Below are 16,338 nucleotides of genomic sequence, written 5' to 3'. Positions count from 1 at the left end.
GCATTCAAAATAAAATAAGACAAAATGAAGAAACTATATTTCATTGCCATATTAGCTTTATCAGTAACAGAGTTAAGAGCACAGCAAGATCCTCATTACACTCAGTACATGTACAACATGAGTGTGATGAATCCGGCGTATGCCGGATCTAAAGAAGCGGTTTCCGGTGGTTTCCTTTATCGTAAGCAATGGGTTGAGATAGAAGATGCGCCTACAACGGGAACCTTCTTTATCCACAGTCCGGTAGGCAGAAACGTTGGATTAGGCCTTTCTGTCATCTCCGATAAGATTGGACCGGTGGAAGAGAACAATTTCTACGCCGACTTCTCCTATACCTTAAACTTAGGTGGCGAACACCGCTTGGCTTTTGGTATGAAAGCCGGGGTAACCATGCACAAAATTGATTTCAATACCATCTATCCAACCTTACCTGATATCAATGATGGCGTTTTTGCTGGAGGCAATCCTAACAAAACCTTCCTAAACGTGGGTTCAGGGGTTTTCTATTACACCGATAAGTACTATGTAGCGTTCTCGGTACCGAACATGCTAAAGACAAAATATTTAGATTTTGACGGCAGACAATACGGAACAGAAGAATTGCACTATTTCTTAACCGGAGGTTATGTGTTTGATATCAACCCGAATTTAAAATTCAAACCTTTTGCGATGGTTAAATCCTCGCTTAACGCACCTACATCAGTTGATGTATCGACCAATTTTATGCTTTATGATAAGTTAGAATTAGGCGCCACTTATAGATTAGAGGACTCTTTCGGAGCCATGGTCAACTTTGCCATTACCCCTAGTTTAAGAATAGGGTACGCTTATGACCACATTGTTTCCGATTTGAATACCGTAACACCATCTTCTCACGAGGTGATGTTGTTATTCGATTTGAACTTCCCGAAAAAAGTATCCCGTTCACCAAGATATTTCTAACCTGTAAAGACACCTAAAAAATGAAAAATCTATATATAGCCTTAAGTTTTGTTACCCTAAGTTTCTCGCTTTCGGCACAAAATAAAGATACCAAAGCCGCCGACAAACTATTCGCAAGATATGAGTATGTTGATGCTGCTAAAGCCTATCTGAAACTTGTTGAGAATGATAAAGCCGACCCTTATGTGTACAAACAATTGGCCGATGCCAATTACAACATGTTCAACTCGGCAGAAGCTGCAAAATGGTATGCTAAAGCCACGGAGACCAATCAGGATGCCGAGACTTACTATCGTTATGCACAAATGCTAAAAGCCAATGGAAAATACGAAGAAGCCAACAAGCAAATGCAAAAGTTTGCCGCAGCAGCGCCTAATGACCAAAGAGCCAAAGCCTTCAAAGAAAACCCTAATTACGTACCAAGATTACTGGACAAAACCAAATTGTACAACGTAAAGTCATCTGATGTAAGCAGCGACAAGTCTGATTTTGGAGCCGTGCTTTATGACAATAGTTTGTATTTTGCCAGCGCTCGAAACGGTGCCAGAAAAAACTACGGTTGGACAGATGAACCTTTCCTTGACATTTACAAAGCCGATTACAATACCGATGGCACTATTACTAATGCGGGTGTGGTAGCGTCTTTAAACTCAAAATGGCATGATGGTCCGGTGACTATCTCAGCCGATGGCAATACGGCATACTTTGCCAGTGAGAGCTACAAAGAGAAAGACTACGAGAAAGACAAAAAGAACAATGCCCGATTCAGTCAGGTGTATTTGTTTAAAGCTACCAAAAATGGCGATTCGTGGAGTGAGTTAACCGCACTGCCTTTTAACGACAAAACCTATTCAAGCAGCAATCCATCACTTAGTAGAGACGGCAAAACGTTGTACTTCTCTTCTAACAGACCGGGCGGTTTAGGCGGAAATGATATTTGGAAAGTAAGCGTGAATGCTGATGGTAGTTTTGGAGAGCCACAAAATTTAGGCAGTAAAGTAAACACCGAAGGCAACGAGAGCTTCCCGTTTATAGCCGATGACAACAAAACATTGTACTTTGCCTCAAGTGGTAAACAAGGTTTAGGCGGATACGATGTGTTCCAAATTGATTTATCAGGAGGAGAAGCTACCAATTTAGGTACGCCAATCAATACCGAGAAAGACGATTTTGCATTTTCTTTCAACGGCACTAAAAACGTAGGTTTCTTATCGAGTAATCGCTCAGGAAATGACGATATCTTAGTGGTGAGCCCAATCTGTGGTGTTGATGTAACGGTGGTAGTAACCGATGCTAAAACAGGCGCTATTTTATCAAATGCCAATGTTGCCATCTTAGATGACAAGAAGAATGTTATTGCTACTGAAAAGTCAAACGCTAGTGGTGAGGTAAAATACCGAGTAGAGTGTGACAAACCTTATGTAGTACAAGCGTCAAAAGACGGCTACGAAGGCAATACTTTTGCTGTGACACCAAGCAAAGGACCATCGGCTAAAATAGCAGCCGCCTTACAACCAATTGATGTGATTGTAACGGATACCGAAATTGTATTGAAACCAATTTATTTTGAATACGACAAGAGCAACATCACCCAAGAAGGCGCTTTTGAGTTAGACAAACTGGTTCAGGTGATGAAAAACAATGAGAAAATGGTCATCTTAGCCAAATCACACACGGATAACCGTGGAACTGACAAATACAACGAAAGACTCTCAGACAGAAGAGCCAAATCAACAGCGCAATACATCATTTCGAAAGGGATTGCGGCCAACAGAATCTCTGCCAAAGGCATGGGTGAGTTAGAGCCAAAAGTAGATTGCGGCAAAGACTGCTCAGAAGAACAACACGCTCAAAACAGACGTTCTGAGTTTTTGATTGTGACGAAGTAATCAAATAATACTAAAAAATAGAAAACCCCAAGCAGTAATGTTTGGGGTTTTTTGGTTAAAATGTACACAAAAAGTGTAACAACAAAACTTCATCATTTCTTATTTTAGCAAAAATTAATGTGCTACAAAATAAACACATTTCATAACCCCGTTAGGGTTTAACATGGGTAGCAATGGGTTTAAAACGCATCGAATATAAAACAAGAACAAAATCCCCTTAGGGATGATATATTGGTAAATGGCTAATACCTACACACAAATTCATATTCAATTGGTTTTCGCTGTAAAACACCGGAATGCATTAATCCATTCTTCATTTAAAGGCGAATTATACCAATATATTACAGGAATAATCAAAAACCACAATCATAAATTATTAGCCATAAACGGTATGTCCGACCATATCCATATCTTTATTGGCATGCGTCCAACACAATCCTTATCTGATTTATTACAAGACATCAAAGGAAATTCCTCAAAATGGATAAATGAAAAGAAGTTTCTTAAAGTCAATTTTGAATGGCAGCAAGGTTATGGTGCATTTTCTTATTCAAAGTCACAAGTAAATAATGTCATTAACTATATTAATAATCAAGAGCAACATCATTCAATAAAAACTTTTCGGGAAGAATATTTAGAATTCTTAAAATTATTTGAGGTTGATTACGATGAAAGGTATATTTTTAAAGAGCCCTTATAAAATCCCGGCAAAAAAATCATCAATCAACCAAACCCAATCCCAAATCCCGCTAGGGATAAAATATCGGTAGAGATAAAATATCGGTAGAAATGAAATATCGGTAGAAAAAATATCCGCAAAAAAATCATCAATCAACCAAACCCAATCCCGCTAGGGATAAAATATCGGTAGAGATGAAATATCGGTAGAGATGAAATATCGGTAGAAAAAATATCCGCAAAAAAAATCATCAATCAACCAAACCCAATCCCGCTAGGGATAAAATATCGGTAGAAATGAAATATCGGTAGAAAAAATATCCGCAAAAAAATCATCAATCAACCAAACCCAATCCCGCTAGGGATAAAATATCGGTAGAGATGAAATGTCGGTAGAAAATTCATCAATCAAACAAACCCAAAATCCCGCTAGGGATGACATATGGGTGAAAATTGTATATGTGTAATAATATAATTTATATCATCCCTAAAGGGATTTTTTATCAAATAACATCTTTTCTACCAAAATTAAATCCCTAAAGGGATTGACCAAAAAAAATCTCTGCCAAAGGCATGGGTGAGTTAGAGCCAAAAGTAGATTGCAGCAAAGACTGTAGCGAAGAACAACACGCTCAAAACAGACGTTCTGAGTTCTTGGTTGTGAGTAAATAATAGATATCACTATAAATAGAAAAGCCCCGAGCAGTGATGTTTGGGGTTTTTTGTTTTTCAATACCTATTTTTATTTTTGTAATCTTTTTTGTATATTAGCATTCAATAACTAGAGAATAACAGTGAAAGTCTTATTAAAAATGACTTTAGATTGTACTGAAATTGTGGATTAATGAAATAAACACATTAATTAAATTTATTCTAAAATTTATAAGATATTGAAAATTCTAATAGACACAAACATCCTACTTAACCTAGAAGACAATAGAATCATAGAAGCATCCTTTTCAAATTTTTATCGTTTAGCTATAGAAAACAACTGCAAGATTATTTATCATCCTAAAGCAATTCCTGCTGATATTAGTAGAGATAAAAATTCAAATAGAAAACAAATCACTATCTCTAAACTTAAAAAGTATCAAGAACTTGAAGATTATGCTAAACCAACTAAAGAATTCTTATCTAATCTTAAAACAAAAAAAGCGAATGACGAGATAGATAATATACAACTTTTTCAATTATACAGAGGATATGTTGACTATTTTATTACACAAGACAAGGGTATACATACAAGTGCAAAAAAGCTTGGCATTAATTCTAAAGTCTTAAATATATCTGGAATACTTAAATTACTTGAAGAACAATTTACAATAGTAATTCCAACTCATCCAATTTTAAAAGAGCATAGTCTCAGAGAAATAGAAGATAAATTCAGTAGCGTATTTTTTGATAGTTTCAAATTAGATTATGGTGACTACTTTGATACCTGGCTTAAAAAATGCGTCCAAACAAACAGAAAGTGTTACTCATTGATAGTAGATGATGAATTACAGGCTTTACTAATCTATAATATTGAAAACATTGAAGATCATAAGTTAGCAAACATTTTTGAAAAGGTGCTGAAAATTTGCACACTAAAAGTTGCTGACACTGCATTTGGTATAAAACTAGGGGAACTCTTTCTAAACAAAATGTTTGAATATTGTATTAATCAAAAATTAAATTATTTATATCTGACCGTATACGAAAAGCAAGAACAATTAATCACACTACTTGACTATTTTGGCTTTTATCGTGAAAATTTTACTAATAGTCAAGGTTTGATTGAAATCAGAATGATAAAGTGCCTAAACAAAAGTGCTATAAACACGAAGGAGAATACAATCGACATTCATCCGTTTTATCATGATGATGAAACCATATCTAAATTTGCAATACCTATACGTCCAAATTATTATAGTAATCTTTTTAAAGATGGTAAGTTAAGACCGCCCTCCATTTTTGATGCTTCACCGGATAGTGTAAATGAAATACAAGGAAACACAATTATAAAAGCTTACATATCGAACTCTAAAATAAAGAATTTAAAAAAAGGGGACATTCTGCTTTTTTATTCTTCACAAACCAACAAATCAATAAAGCCAATAGGAATATTAGAAACAATAAAAATTGTAAAAGATTTTGATGAGCTTTCAAAGATTGTGAGTAAAAAGACCGTATTTTCGCAAGAAGATTTATTAAAGATGTTCATTAAGAAAGATGAATTACATGTTATAACATTTAGACTAATAACTTATTTGAGCAAAAAAATTCCCTTACAAAAAATCCAACAGTTAGAAAGTTTTAAAAATAAAATACAAACAATTACTAAAATATCTGAACAAGATTACCAATTATTAAAAAATGAAGGATACTTTGACAAGCGTTATATTATCAATTAAACCGACTTATTCCAAAGCAATTATTTCAGGCACCAAGAGAGTAGAGTTTCGGAAAAAAAAATTCAAACGGCCTGTAGATAAAATTTTTATCTATTCTTCATCGCCTGAAAAAATGATTATAGGGTACTTTACAATTTCAGAGATTGTCCAAGATTCTCCAAAAAACTTATGGAGTTCATTTAATAAAGTTGGTGGTATAACTGAAACTGATTTTTTCGATTATTACAAAGATGCAGAAATAGGTTTTTCTATAGTAATAGATAAAGTTTGCAAGTTTGAAAACGGTATTGATCCTATTGATTTTATAGAAAAATTTTGCGCCCCACAATCTTATATCTACGTAGAGGAAAAACGCCTACTTTCAGCAGCAATACTGAATTACTAATTAAAATACCCCGCTACCGCACGAATCCTTTCGTGTGGTATTCAACCCACCCCGCCCACCAGCGGGTTTTTTCATTCCCAAAACCACCAACCCTCAAAAAAAATCCCCTCCCATCCCCCATTTAACAAGCAAACTATTATTTTTTTAATAGGCACGCATACTATTTTAAACTTTTCTGCGTTATCTATAAAGAGAACAGTCAATAATAAAAGTTCAACCCATCGGTACTCCATGAAATAAAAATTACTTGACACTTATTCCTAAGGCAAAACAACCTTCCAAAACGGATGGGTGTCAGCGAGTAATAAAAATATTTCTAATGAAACTTTTACATTATGAGTACCAGAAGATCAACCTCAGAAGTAGGGCATGCTAAAAACGTAGCCAACTTCACAGCCCTAATCCAGTTATTAGAAGAAATGGGGCCTTTGTACCAACCTACAAATGCCACAATCGCAATTAGCCCTCTCATCACACTGCGAGACCAACTCACCGACAGCATTCAAAACCTAGCCGACAAAATACCACCTTTTAAATCGCAGTAGCCAACCGCGAAAACGCCTTTAGAGACCTATCCAAAAGAGCGACCAGAGTCAAGAACAGTTTCTATTCCATGGGACTGTCAGCACCCGAAAATGAAAACGTCTTAGCCATAGTCAAGAAAATTCGAGGCGACCAACCCGTCCGAAGGGCTGATAACCTCGAAAACGCCGAAACAGAATCCATCTCTAATGCCCAACTCAGCTACACCAGCCGAGCCACGCACCTCCAAACCTTAACAAGCCTTTTAAGCTCTTATCCGGCTTATGCACCCAATGAAGAGGAACTATCCGCTGCTAAACTGGCAAACTTCTATAATAACCTCAAAAACCTCAATGATGAGGCAGCCAATAAAACCTTTGCCCTCATTACCGCGCGCAAAGAACGTAATGACCTCCTATACTACAATCCCGGAAACCTACTCAGCCTAGTAAATCCTATAAAAGATTACATCAAATCAGTAGAAGGAGCTAATGCTTATTACAAAGCTGCGGTAGCTTTAAAATTTAAAACAATTCAGTAAAAACAAATTCCGTTAATGAAACCGAGGCAAATCAAATCACCTCGGTTTTTTTATGTCCATTCCCGAAAAGACAACTACAACTCCTAAAATCAAACCTGAAAACTCCGAAAGAACACCTGCCAGCTCCGAAAAGATACCTGCCAACTCCAAAAAGATACCTGCCAAGTCCGAAAAGACTCCTGCCAAGTCCGAAAGAACACCTGCCAACTCCAAAAAGATATCTGCCTACTCCGAAAAGATACCTGCCAACTCCGAAAAGACTCCTGCCAAGTCCGAAAGAACACCTGCCGGCTCCGAAAAGATATCTGCCTACTCCGAAAGAACACCTGCCTACTCCAAAAAGATACCTACCTACTCCAAAAAGATACCTGCCAACTCCGAAAAGACTCCTGCCAAGTCCGAAAGTACACCTGCCGACTCCAAAAAGATATCTGCCTACTCCGAAAGAACACCTGCCTACTCCAAAAAGATACCTGCCAACTCCGAAAAGACTCCTGCCAACTCTGAATTGAGACCTGCCGACCCAATCATATAAAAACAAAAAAGCCCGATACTTTCGCATCAGGCTTTCTTTATAAATTATACAACGATTACAAATCCAATTGGAGGCTAAAAACCGAACTGTGCGCAGCAAATCCTTTCGGATGATAGCAGGAGTTATTTATTTACAGTACCATCAATCTAACTTGAGTCGCGTATGCCTAGGCATTCCTTTTTAAGGAAACAATCAAAAATCAACATTCACTACACCGCCAATCATATCTTGAACGCTTGTCTGGCCTGCGTTCACCACCTCACCGCGAAAAGTCCCCACTATTGAAGTGCTAGAATTAACGGTGATGTTGTTAGTCCATTCGTTTCCGAATGCGGCAGGAATCAAAGGCGTATAGATCTGGCTGAAAAGACGAAGTTGAAAATTGTTGATTTTGTTAGTACCCGTTTGGCCTACTTCCACGTCAAAATCAATTTGATAGGTTGTATTGGTCTTTTCTCCGTGAACGTGACGTGTTGTACCGGTAGTAGTAACCGTAATCACATCAAATACAACTGGTGCCGAACCCAAATTCACAGACAACGTTCCGGTTGTTGTTGGCACAGTACAATCCAAACCATCAAGGATAGTTTGCAAATCTCCCGTGGTATCTCCACAAGCCGTAATTTGGTCTTGCAATGCCTCTTTGTATGCCTCACATAACTCAGGGAAATTTTCGTCTGTAGCATTCTGAAACGCTTGAGCCGCCGCTAAAGTAGCCGATGCTGCCTCTTCACAACTAGGTGCCGAATCACTGTCGGAACTACAAGACAAAGACAATAAGGTCAAAAGCAATACTGTCGAAACTAATTTTAATCTTTTCATTTTATTTGTTTTTTAGAAATTAAAAAAAAGCCCGATACTTCTGTATCGGGCTTTTAAGCTGCTCCCCCTCTTGGGCTCGAACCAAGGACCCTCTGATTAACAGTCAGATGCTCTAACCAACTGAGCTAAGGAGGAAGATGTTATATCTTTTAAGCGGTTGCAAAGATAGAACGAATTTTATTTTTTGCAAATAAAAACGAATAAAATTTTAAAAAATATTACTTGCCTATGATTGCTTTGTAAATATCGTTTCCGTTAGCAAACAGTAGCAAGGAAATAAGTAATACAAAACCAACCATTTGGGCTTTCTCTAAGAACTTGTCACTTGGCTTTCTTCCTGAGATCATTTCATACAACAAGAACATCACATGACCTCCGTCTAGCGCAGGAATCGGCAATAAATTCATCACCCCAAGCATAATCGACAGTAAAGCGGTAATACTCCAAAAAGCTTCCCAACTCCAATAATCAGGGAATACATTATAAATTGCGGCAAAACCACCAACCCCTTTATAAGCGCCCGTACTTGGATTGAAAATCAATTTCAATTGTTTCCAATAATTGCCCAATTGTTCAAATCCTTTGTCAATACCCACCGGAATAGATTCGAAAAAGCCAAACTGCTCTGTGCTGAATTTATAGTACCCTAATTTCTCAAGGTTATCTTCTTTGATAGCACCACGCACTACGCCTAATTTACCTTCTTTATTCACCGTCACGGTAACTGCTGTTTCTTTTTGGTCTCTCAACACTACCGCTGGCAATTGCTTTCCTTTGTTTGCCGAAAGTATTGGCTCAGCCTGATCAAAATACCTCACTGACTGACCGTTTATGGAAACAAAAATATCTTTGGCTTTCAACTCTTTGTTTGGAGAATCATCTTGTAAACCCCCAACCACAAAAGGCATTCTCAAAGCAATCAATCCTTTTTTGTCTTCGTCAATAAATTTACCAATAAAGTTTTGCGGAAGCGTAATTGTCTTTTCTTCTCCGTTACGGTTAACCAAAACAGTTTTAGCCATTAAAACATCCATATTAACAGAAGGCTCAAACTTTACAATTTTCTTACCGTCAATAGCAACAATTTTATCTCCGGTTTTGATGCCGGCTTTTTCAAGCTCAGTGTTTTGCACCCAAACACCATCTTTCACTTCACTATTATTAATGTACTTTTCACCATAGAAAAAAGTCATCCCAATATAAATGATAAACGCCAAAATAAAGTTTACCGTTACACCGCCCAACATGATAATCAAACGTTGCCAAGTTGGTTTCGAACGGAACTCCCAAGGTTGTGGTTCTTGTGCCAATTGTTCCGTGTCCATGCTTTCATCTACCATTCCGGAGATTTTTACATAGCCCCCCAAAGGCAACCAACCGATACCATATTCGGTTTCACCGATTTTCTTTTTTAATAAAGAATATTTGATGTCAAAAAATAAGTAGAACTTCTCTACCCTAGTTTTAAATAATTTGGCCGGAATAAAATGCCCTAATTCGTGAAGTATAATTAATATTGATAAACTCAGTAAAAATTGAGATAATTTGATTGCAATTTCCATTTCTTATTTGTCAGTTTCTTTTAAACGCACAAAAGTAAGGTTTTCACCTTACTCGTGCATATAATATTTGTTTTAGATTATTTTTTTATGAATTTTTTATGATAAGTCCCTTCAGATGTCTGAATTTGCAAGTAATGAACTCCAGAGGACAAATGACTTACAGAGAAGTCCAAAGTATTGTTTTCAGCTATATTTTGTCCTAAGCTATTGTAAATCGTGACTTTTTCCAGAACTATATCCGTTGGCATTTGGATGTGTAAAACATCAACACTAGGATTAGGATAAAGCACTATAGCATTAGCCATGTCAAAATTCTCATTGCCAAGGGTAGCATTGCTGTTTCTGGAAATAATATGTCTTTCAGGATCAAACACTACTGCGGTTATAGCAAAAGGAACATTGGCAATAATCTCTTCTCCATTAAAAGTATTCTCCAGTACTAAATCAGCTTCCTGACCACCGGAACCATACACCCTAACCGGAACCGGCATTTCAAAATAAGACACCGAAGGATCAGATTGTGTTTGATTAATGACAAATTTGGCTTGTCCTTCGCCCCAATTCTGAGCAGTAATATTATAAGTCGGATACCCTTGATTGTAAACCCAATCATTAAAGAACTCTGTTAAATCTTGTCCGTAAACAGCTTCCAAATGCGCTATCAAATCGGTAGTAACGGCATATTTATAAGCCAAATTAGGATCGACCAAGTAATTTCTTATCGCTTGAAAAAAGTCTTCGTCACCCATTTTAAAACGCAACATTTCTAAAACCATCGCGCCTTTGTTATAACTCAATCGACTACTGAAAATTCTGCCCACATTGGTCGCTTGAACATCGGTTAAATAAACATTACCAGCCGGACTAGAAGTAATAAAGTCAATCATCCCCGTTTTTTGTGTGATAAAAGCATCTAATCCGTCTAAATTCTCAATGGTAATAGCCGATAAATAAGTAGCAAATCCTTCATTCAGCCAAATGTCTTTCCAAGTACCACAGGTGATTTTATTTCCAAACCATTGGTGCGCCAATTCGTGCGCAATCAAACCGCGACTGAAATTCCCCATAAAAGAAACGGTCGTATGTTCCATTCCACCACCAAAACCACATTGGGCATGCCCATACTTTTCGGCACTAAAAGGATAAGGTTCAAACAAATTTTCAAACAAATCCATAATCACAGGCGTTTGCGCCAAAGAAACCACTGCCGAAGCATAATTCTCAGGATAAATATAATTTACAATCGGGAACGTATTAGGTCCAATGCCGGCAGTTTGAGTATACACTTGATAATTGGTTATGGCAATAGCCACCAAATAAGCAGGTATCGGATAGTTGTGTTGAAAATGAGTCGTTTTATTGGCCCCATTGATAACCGGAGCTTCCGGTTCAACACCATTGGCCACACTTACATATTGCAATGGCGCTGTGATGTATATATCTACACTCTCAATCTTATCATTCAAATCTTGTTTACAAGGCCACCAATCTTTGGCACCAAATGGCTCCGATAATGTCCAAATAATCCAAGCACCATTGTGACTACTTCTGGTAAAAGCCTGCTCACCACTAGCCGGAGCACCTGAATAATTGATTTCAACCGTAGCAAAATTTCCGGTAGTTAAAGTACTTGGCAAAGTAATCACCAATTCATCGCTGGCATTTTGCACAAATGTTAAATTGGTTGTTCCTTGTTTAACCGAACTTACAGTCAATTGATCCGTTAAATCAAAGGTCACCGTTGTCATATCACTCAATGCCTTGAAAGTTGTCGTCACTTTTCCGGTGATAAAATAAACGGCAGGATTTACCGTAAACTCTAATTTACTGTAGGTAACATCGTAGTTTGCCGTATTGGGATTAACCTGAAAACTCATCAATTGGGAAGCCGATTTCATTTCCGCTTCGGCAATTCTGTTGGTTTCCAGCAAGCCATCTTGTGCAAAAACAAAAGAAATTGTAAAGAAAAATAATAAAATGTAGCACTTTTTCATAGCAAGCAATCTGTTTTTTTGCGAATATAACAATTATCAGGCTATACAACTGTCAAAAAAATGATAAATTAAACCTATCACTTTGATTATAATTTGGTTACCAAAAGTAAGTTTTTCAGCAACTGAAAGGTTTTATCAAACATTTCATTAAATTTGCGGGCGCAATAAAGAAAATGACATGTTACAAATCAGTTACATCAGAGAGAACAAAGAAAAAGTGATTACCGCTTTGGCCAAAAAACACATGGATGCTAAAGCCATTGTAGAAGACGTAATCCAATTAGACGAAAACAGAAGAAGCACACAAGTGGCTCTTGACAATACTTTGGCAGAAGCCAATAAATTATCATCCGCTATTGGCGAAATGATGAAAAATGGTGAGAAAGCCAAAGCCGAAATCCTAAAACAAAAAACAAGTCAGCTCAAAGAAAGCAGCAAAGAATTGTCTGAGAAATTAGATGCCTTCGCTACCGAATTGACCCAAAAAATGTATTTACTACCAAATCTTCCCGCCGATATCGTTCCGGAAGGCAAAACTCCCGAAGAAAACCTAAACGTTTTCCAAGAAGGTGACATTCCGGTTTTGCACGAAGGCGCGCAACCACACTGGGAATTGGTCAAAAAATATGACATCATCGACTTCGAATTGGGCGTAAAAATCACCGGAGCAGGTTTTCCTGTTTATAAAGGAAAAGGCGCCAAATTACAACGCGCGTTGATTTCGTATTTCTTAGACAAAAACACCGAAGCCGGTTACCAAGAATTTCAAGTACCACATTTAGTTAACGAAGCTTCAGGATACGGAACCGGACAATTACCGGATAAAGAAGGCCAAATGTACCACGTTGGCGTTGACGATTTATACTTAATTCCAACCGCTGAAGTTCCGGTAACGAATTTGTTCCGCGATGTGATTTTACAAGAAAACGAATTGCCTGTTATGTGTACGGGTTATACGCCGTGTTTCCGTCGTGAAGCAGGTTCTTATGGCGCGCACGTTCGTGGTTTGAACCGTTTGCACCAATTTGACAAAGTCGAAATCGTACGAGTGGAACATCCTGATAAATCATATGAAGCGCTTGATGGCATGGTGGAACATGTGAAAAACATTTTGCAAGAATTGAAGTTACCTTATAGAATCCTACGTCTTTGTGGCGGCGATATGAGTTTTGCTTCGGCATTGACTTATGATTTTGAAGTATTTTCAACCGCTCAAGACCGATGGTTGGAAATTTCTTCGGTGTCTAATTTTGAAACTTTCCAAGCTAATCGTTTAAAATTGCGTTTCAAAGGAAAAGACGGCAAAACCCAATTGGCGCATACACTCAATGGAAGTTCATTGGCTTTACCAAGAGTTTTAGCCGGCATCATAGAAAATTACCAAACACCGGAAGGTATCGTAATCCCGGAAGTATTGCGTCCTTACACCGGATTTGATATCATTAACTAAATAAGTTAACCTACCTATCGGCAGGCAAGTCTTTTTTAACAATTCATTGTACTAAAGGAGCACAAAAAGTGTTACTTTAGTACATTGTTCGTTTTACTGTTGCACATGAAAAAAATGCTCTCCATACTTTGCTTATTCCTTTCGCTTTGGGCTTCGGCTCAAAACGAGCAATTGGCCAATAATTATTTTGACCGAGGTGAATTTGAAAAGGCGTTGGTTAGTTATGAAGAATTACTCAAAGCCCAAGCCGGCAATTCCAATTATTTCCAAAGACTAATTGAGTGTTACCAACAGCTGCAACAATTTGACAAAGCCGAAAAAGCGATACAAGAACGTCTTGACAAATACAAACAGGGCAATCTTTTAATCGAATTGGGATTCAATTTCCAGTTGCAAAAAAACCAAGACAAAGCCAACAAATATTACAATCAGGCGATAGACAGAATCAAGAAAAACGCTAATGAAGCCTACGGATTGGCTTATACTTTCGAAAGAAAAGCCTTGTTTGATTATGCGCTTTTGGCTTATAAAACCGCAATTGAAACCGACTCCAGATTGAGTTTCAACTTTCAAATGGCGATGCTTTACGGGCAAAAAGGCCAAACCGATTTGATGATTGAAACCTATTTGCTGGAAGCCAATCAAAACCCGCAAAACCTACCCGTTATTCAAAACCAATTGTCGCGGTTTATGACCGAAGATGGTGATGCTAATTTCAATGAGGCTCTAAAAAAGGCTTTACTCATCAGAACCCAAAAATCGCAAGATGTCTTCTGGAATGATTTTTTAAGCTGGTATTTTGTGCAACAAAAAGAATACGGTAAAGCGTTTATCCAACAAAAGGCTATCTATAAAAGAAACCCGGAATCTTTTGGGAACATTGTCAATTTAGGCGAAATGGCCATCGAAGACAACGACCAAGATTCGGCCAAAGAAATTTTGACTTTTGTATTGGAAAACACCAACGATCTAGAGTTGTTGATTCAGGCACATTCTTATTTAATTGAAATGAGAATTGACCACGCTACCGATAAAGATTATGCTGTCATTTCGGCCGAATTAGACAGACTCATTAAAGAATTTGGGGTAAGTCCATACACTTTATCCCTGTTAGAATTGCAAGCCGATTTCACTGCCTTCAATTTGAACAACCCTGAAAAAGCGAAAGCCATTTTGAAAAATGCAATGGAAATGCCTATCAATCGGTACCAAACCGCAGCCCTCAAAATGCAACTGGCGGATATTCTTTTGTTAGAAGAAAAATACAATCAGGCGTTGATTTATTATTCCCAAGTCGGAGAAGACATGGGTGGCGATATTACCGGACAAGAAGCCCAATTAAAAACCGCCAAAACCAGTTATTTTAAAGGCGATTTCGAATGGGCAACACACCAATTAAAAGTCCTAAAATCAGCCACGTCACAATTGATTGCCAATGATGCTTTAGACTTGTTTTTACTCATCAGCGACAATACTGTGGAAGATTCAACTCAAGTGGCTTTGAAGAAGTTTGCCCGTGCTGATTTCTTGTTGTACCAAAATAAAAAAACACAAGCTTTAGCCCAATTCCAACTCATATTAAAAGAACACAAAGGCGAAGAAATTGAACCGGTGACTTTACTACGCATCGGTAAAACCTATGAAAAAATGGGCGAGTTCACCAAAGCGTTAGAAAACTATAATGCCATAATCGCCAATCACAAAGAGTGTATTTATAGGGACGAAGCGCTTTATTATTCGGCAGAGATTTACAATATGAATTTAAACGATGCCGAAAAGGCTAAACCACTTTATGAAGAAATTATCTTCAAGCACGAAGACAGTATTTACTTTGTTGACTCGAGGAATAAATACCGGAAACTTCGTGGAGACACTAATCTTTAGTATTCAGTCACAGTAGCAGTTGGCAGTCAAAAAACAAATACCAAATTATCATGATTTTATATAACGTTACCATCAACATACACGAAAGCGTTCACGACCAATGGATGCGATGGATGCAGGAAAAACACATTAGCGATGTCTTGGCCACCGGAAAATTTTCTTCGGCACGAATGGTAAAAGTTTTAATCGAGGAAGAAATGGGCGGCACGACTTATTCCATTCAATATAGCACAGATTCTAAAGAAACCTTGCAAAAATATTACGAGGAAGATGCCCCGAGATTGCGCGAAGAAGGACATCGCCTTTTTGGCGACAAAATGTTGGCTTTCAGAACGGAATTGGAATTGATAAGCGACCATTAACCCCGTTTTTGTCATTCCCGCGCAGGCGGGAATCCATAAATAAAACATTACAGAAGATGCAACAATTCCGTCAATACTTCCTCTATATTTTGGCAAGTAAGAAAAACGGAACGCTATACATTGGAGTGACAAACAATATCGAAAGAAGGATTGAAGAACATAAAAACAAACTAAATCCAAACTGTTTTACTGCAAAATACAATGTAAATTTGTTAGTGTACTATGAAACTTTCCAATATATAAACGACGCTATTGACCGGGAAAAACAACTCAAAAAATGGAATCGTCAATGGAAAATAAATTTGATTGAAGAAGAAAACAAAGATTGGAAAGACCTTTCTGAAAATTGGAATAATTAAAAATGGATTCCCGCCTGCGC

At 37.5% G+C, this 16,338-nt stretch carries 15 protein-coding genes and 1 tRNA gene; 12 read left to right on the top strand and 4 right to left on the bottom strand.

Translation table 11 applies throughout. The features are described from left to right. The first annotated feature begins 24 nt into the window (after positions 1 to 24). The 8 genes from ACK4R1_RS02990 (at position 25) to ACK4R1_RS02955 (ending at position 7,885) form a co-directional block, all read left to right on the top strand. Positions 25 to 942 (top strand): type IX secretion system membrane protein PorP/SprF, encoded by a 918-nt coding sequence (locus ACK4R1_RS02990; protein WP_409682347.1) that lies wholly within the window; start codon positions 25 to 27, stop codon positions 940 to 942. A gap of 20 nt (positions 943 to 962) precedes the next feature. Continuing rightward, positions 963 to 2,831, top strand: coding sequence for an OmpA family protein (locus ACK4R1_RS02985; RefSeq protein WP_409682345.1), 1,869 nt, complete (start codon positions 963 to 965; stop codon positions 2,829 to 2,831). 238 nt (positions 2,832 to 3,069) lie between these two features. Next, positions 3,070 to 3,531: an IS200/IS605 family transposase gene (tnpA, locus tag ACK4R1_RS02980; protein ID WP_409683436.1), complete on the top strand. Its 462-nt coding sequence runs from the start codon at positions 3,070 to 3,072 to the stop codon at positions 3,529 to 3,531. Positions 3,532 to 4,399: 868 nt separating this feature from the next. Next, a complete protein-coding gene (locus ACK4R1_RS02975) occupies positions 4,400 to 5,902 on the top strand; it encodes a hypothetical protein (protein WP_409683433.1) in 1,503 nt (500 codons plus the stop codon). After that, complete coding sequence (locus ACK4R1_RS02970) at positions 5,865 to 6,287, top strand: ASCH domain-containing protein (RefSeq protein ID WP_409683430.1); 423 nt, start codon at positions 5,865 to 5,867, stop codon at positions 6,285 to 6,287. Before ACK4R1_RS02975 ends, ACK4R1_RS02970 begins: the two co-directional genes overlap by 38 nt. A gap of 335 nt (positions 6,288 to 6,622) precedes the next feature. Next, positions 6,623 to 6,832, top strand: a complete 210-nt coding sequence (locus ACK4R1_RS02965; protein WP_409683427.1) for a hypothetical protein — start codon at positions 6,623 to 6,625, stop codon at positions 6,830 to 6,832. Positions 6,833 to 6,900: 68 nt separating this feature from the next. Then, a complete protein-coding gene (locus ACK4R1_RS02960) occupies positions 6,901 to 7,350 on the top strand; it encodes a hypothetical protein (protein WP_409683424.1) in 450 nt (149 codons plus the stop codon). 52 nt (positions 7,351 to 7,402) lie between these two features. Then, the gene (locus ACK4R1_RS02955; RefSeq protein WP_409683421.1) at positions 7,403 to 7,885 is read left to right on the top strand and encodes a hypothetical protein; all 483 of its coding nucleotides are present in this window, start codon (positions 7,403 to 7,405) and stop codon (positions 7,883 to 7,885) included. A 192-nt stretch (positions 7,886 to 8,077) separates the two neighbouring features. Here the strand turns inward: ACK4R1_RS02955 and ACK4R1_RS02950 are convergent, their stop codons facing one another. The 4 genes from ACK4R1_RS02950 to ACK4R1_RS02935 all read right to left on the bottom strand — a co-directional run bounded on the left by ACK4R1_RS02950 (position 8,078) and on the right by ACK4R1_RS02935 (position 12,263). Next, complete coding sequence (locus ACK4R1_RS02950) at positions 8,078 to 8,707, bottom strand: hypothetical protein (RefSeq protein ID WP_409683418.1); 630 nt, start codon at positions 8,705 to 8,707, stop codon at positions 8,078 to 8,080. A gap of 61 nt (positions 8,708 to 8,768) precedes the next feature. Continuing rightward, positions 8,769 to 8,842, bottom strand: a tRNA-Asn gene (locus ACK4R1_RS02945). 83 nt (positions 8,843 to 8,925) lie between these two features. Then, on the bottom strand, positions 8,926 to 10,269 hold the full coding sequence (rseP, locus tag ACK4R1_RS02940) for an RIP metalloprotease RseP (protein WP_409683415.1): 1,344 nt from the start codon (positions 10,267 to 10,269) through the stop codon (positions 8,926 to 8,928). A 77-nt stretch (positions 10,270 to 10,346) separates the two neighbouring features. Continuing rightward, positions 10,347 to 12,263, bottom strand: coding sequence for a M1 family aminopeptidase (locus ACK4R1_RS02935; protein ID WP_409683412.1), 1,917 nt, complete (start codon positions 12,261 to 12,263; stop codon positions 10,347 to 10,349). 178 nt (positions 12,264 to 12,441) lie between these two features. Here ACK4R1_RS02935 and serS point away from each other — a divergent pair, with 178 nt between their 5' ends. The 4 genes from serS to ACK4R1_RS02915 all read left to right on the top strand — a co-directional run bounded on the left by serS (position 12,442) and on the right by ACK4R1_RS02915 (position 16,318). Continuing rightward, complete coding sequence (gene serS / locus ACK4R1_RS02930; RefSeq protein WP_409683409.1) at positions 12,442 to 13,713, top strand: serine--tRNA ligase; 1,272 nt, start codon at positions 12,442 to 12,444, stop codon at positions 13,711 to 13,713. 114 nt (positions 13,714 to 13,827) lie between these two features. Then, positions 13,828 to 15,597 carry a tetratricopeptide repeat protein gene (locus ACK4R1_RS02925; RefSeq protein WP_409683406.1) on the top strand — a complete coding sequence of 590 codons (1,770 nt, stop codon included), beginning with the start codon at positions 13,828 to 13,830 and terminating at the stop codon, positions 15,595 to 15,597. Positions 15,598 to 15,647: 50 nt separating this feature from the next. After that, positions 15,648 to 15,959 (top strand): DUF4286 family protein, encoded by a 312-nt coding sequence (locus ACK4R1_RS02920; protein WP_409683403.1) that lies wholly within the window; start codon positions 15,648 to 15,650, stop codon positions 15,957 to 15,959. Between the two features lie 56 nt (positions 15,960 to 16,015). After that, a complete protein-coding gene (locus tag ACK4R1_RS02915) occupies positions 16,016 to 16,318 on the top strand; it encodes a GIY-YIG nuclease family protein (protein WP_409683400.1) in 303 nt (100 codons plus the stop codon). Positions 16,319 to 16,338 lie beyond the last annotated feature (20 nt).

This window comes from Flavobacterium sp. (assembly GCF_046293665.1).
Lineage (GTDB): Bacteria > Bacteroidota > Bacteroidia > Flavobacteriales > Flavobacteriaceae > Flavobacterium.
This window is presented reverse-complemented; position numbering and strand designations above follow the sequence as displayed.

Bases quoted from the DNA above. Each gene is read 5' to 3' on its own strand.
- ACK4R1_RS02990 (WP_409682347.1), top strand. From the start codon at position 25: ATGAAGAAACTATATTTCATTGCCATATTAGCTTTATCAGTAACAGAG.
- ACK4R1_RS02985 (WP_409682345.1), top strand. From the start codon at position 963: ATGAAAAATCTATATATAGCCTTAAGTTTTGTTACCCTAAGTTTCTCG.
- tnpA (WP_409683436.1), top strand. From the start codon at position 3,070: ATGGCTAATACCTACACACAAATTCATATTCAATTGGTTTTCGCTGTA.
- ACK4R1_RS02970 (WP_409683430.1), top strand. From the start codon at position 5,865: ATGAAGGATACTTTGACAAGCGTTATATTATCAATTAAACCGACTTAT.
- ACK4R1_RS02965 (WP_409683427.1), top strand. From the start codon at position 6,623: ATGAGTACCAGAAGATCAACCTCAGAAGTAGGGCATGCTAAAAACGTA.
- ACK4R1_RS02960 (WP_409683424.1), top strand. From the start codon at position 6,901: ATGGGACTGTCAGCACCCGAAAATGAAAACGTCTTAGCCATAGTCAAG.
- ACK4R1_RS02955 (WP_409683421.1), top strand. From the start codon at position 7,403: ATGTCCATTCCCGAAAAGACAACTACAACTCCTAAAATCAAACCTGAA.
- ACK4R1_RS02950 (WP_409683418.1), bottom strand. From the start codon at position 8,707: ATGAAAAGATTAAAATTAGTTTCGACAGTATTGCTTTTGACCTTATTG.
- rseP (WP_409683415.1), bottom strand. From the start codon at position 10,269: ATGGAAATTGCAATCAAATTATCTCAATTTTTACTGAGTTTATCAATA.
- ACK4R1_RS02935 (WP_409683412.1), bottom strand. From the start codon at position 12,263: ATGAAAAAGTGCTACATTTTATTATTTTTCTTTACAATTTCTTTTGTT.
- serS (WP_409683409.1), top strand. From the start codon at position 12,442: ATGTTACAAATCAGTTACATCAGAGAGAACAAAGAAAAAGTGATTACC.
- ACK4R1_RS02925 (WP_409683406.1), top strand. From the start codon at position 13,828: ATGCTCTCCATACTTTGCTTATTCCTTTCGCTTTGGGCTTCGGCTCAA.
- ACK4R1_RS02920 (WP_409683403.1), top strand. From the start codon at position 15,648: ATGATTTTATATAACGTTACCATCAACATACACGAAAGCGTTCACGAC.
- ACK4R1_RS02915 (WP_409683400.1), top strand. From the start codon at position 16,016: ATGCAACAATTCCGTCAATACTTCCTCTATATTTTGGCAAGTAAGAAA.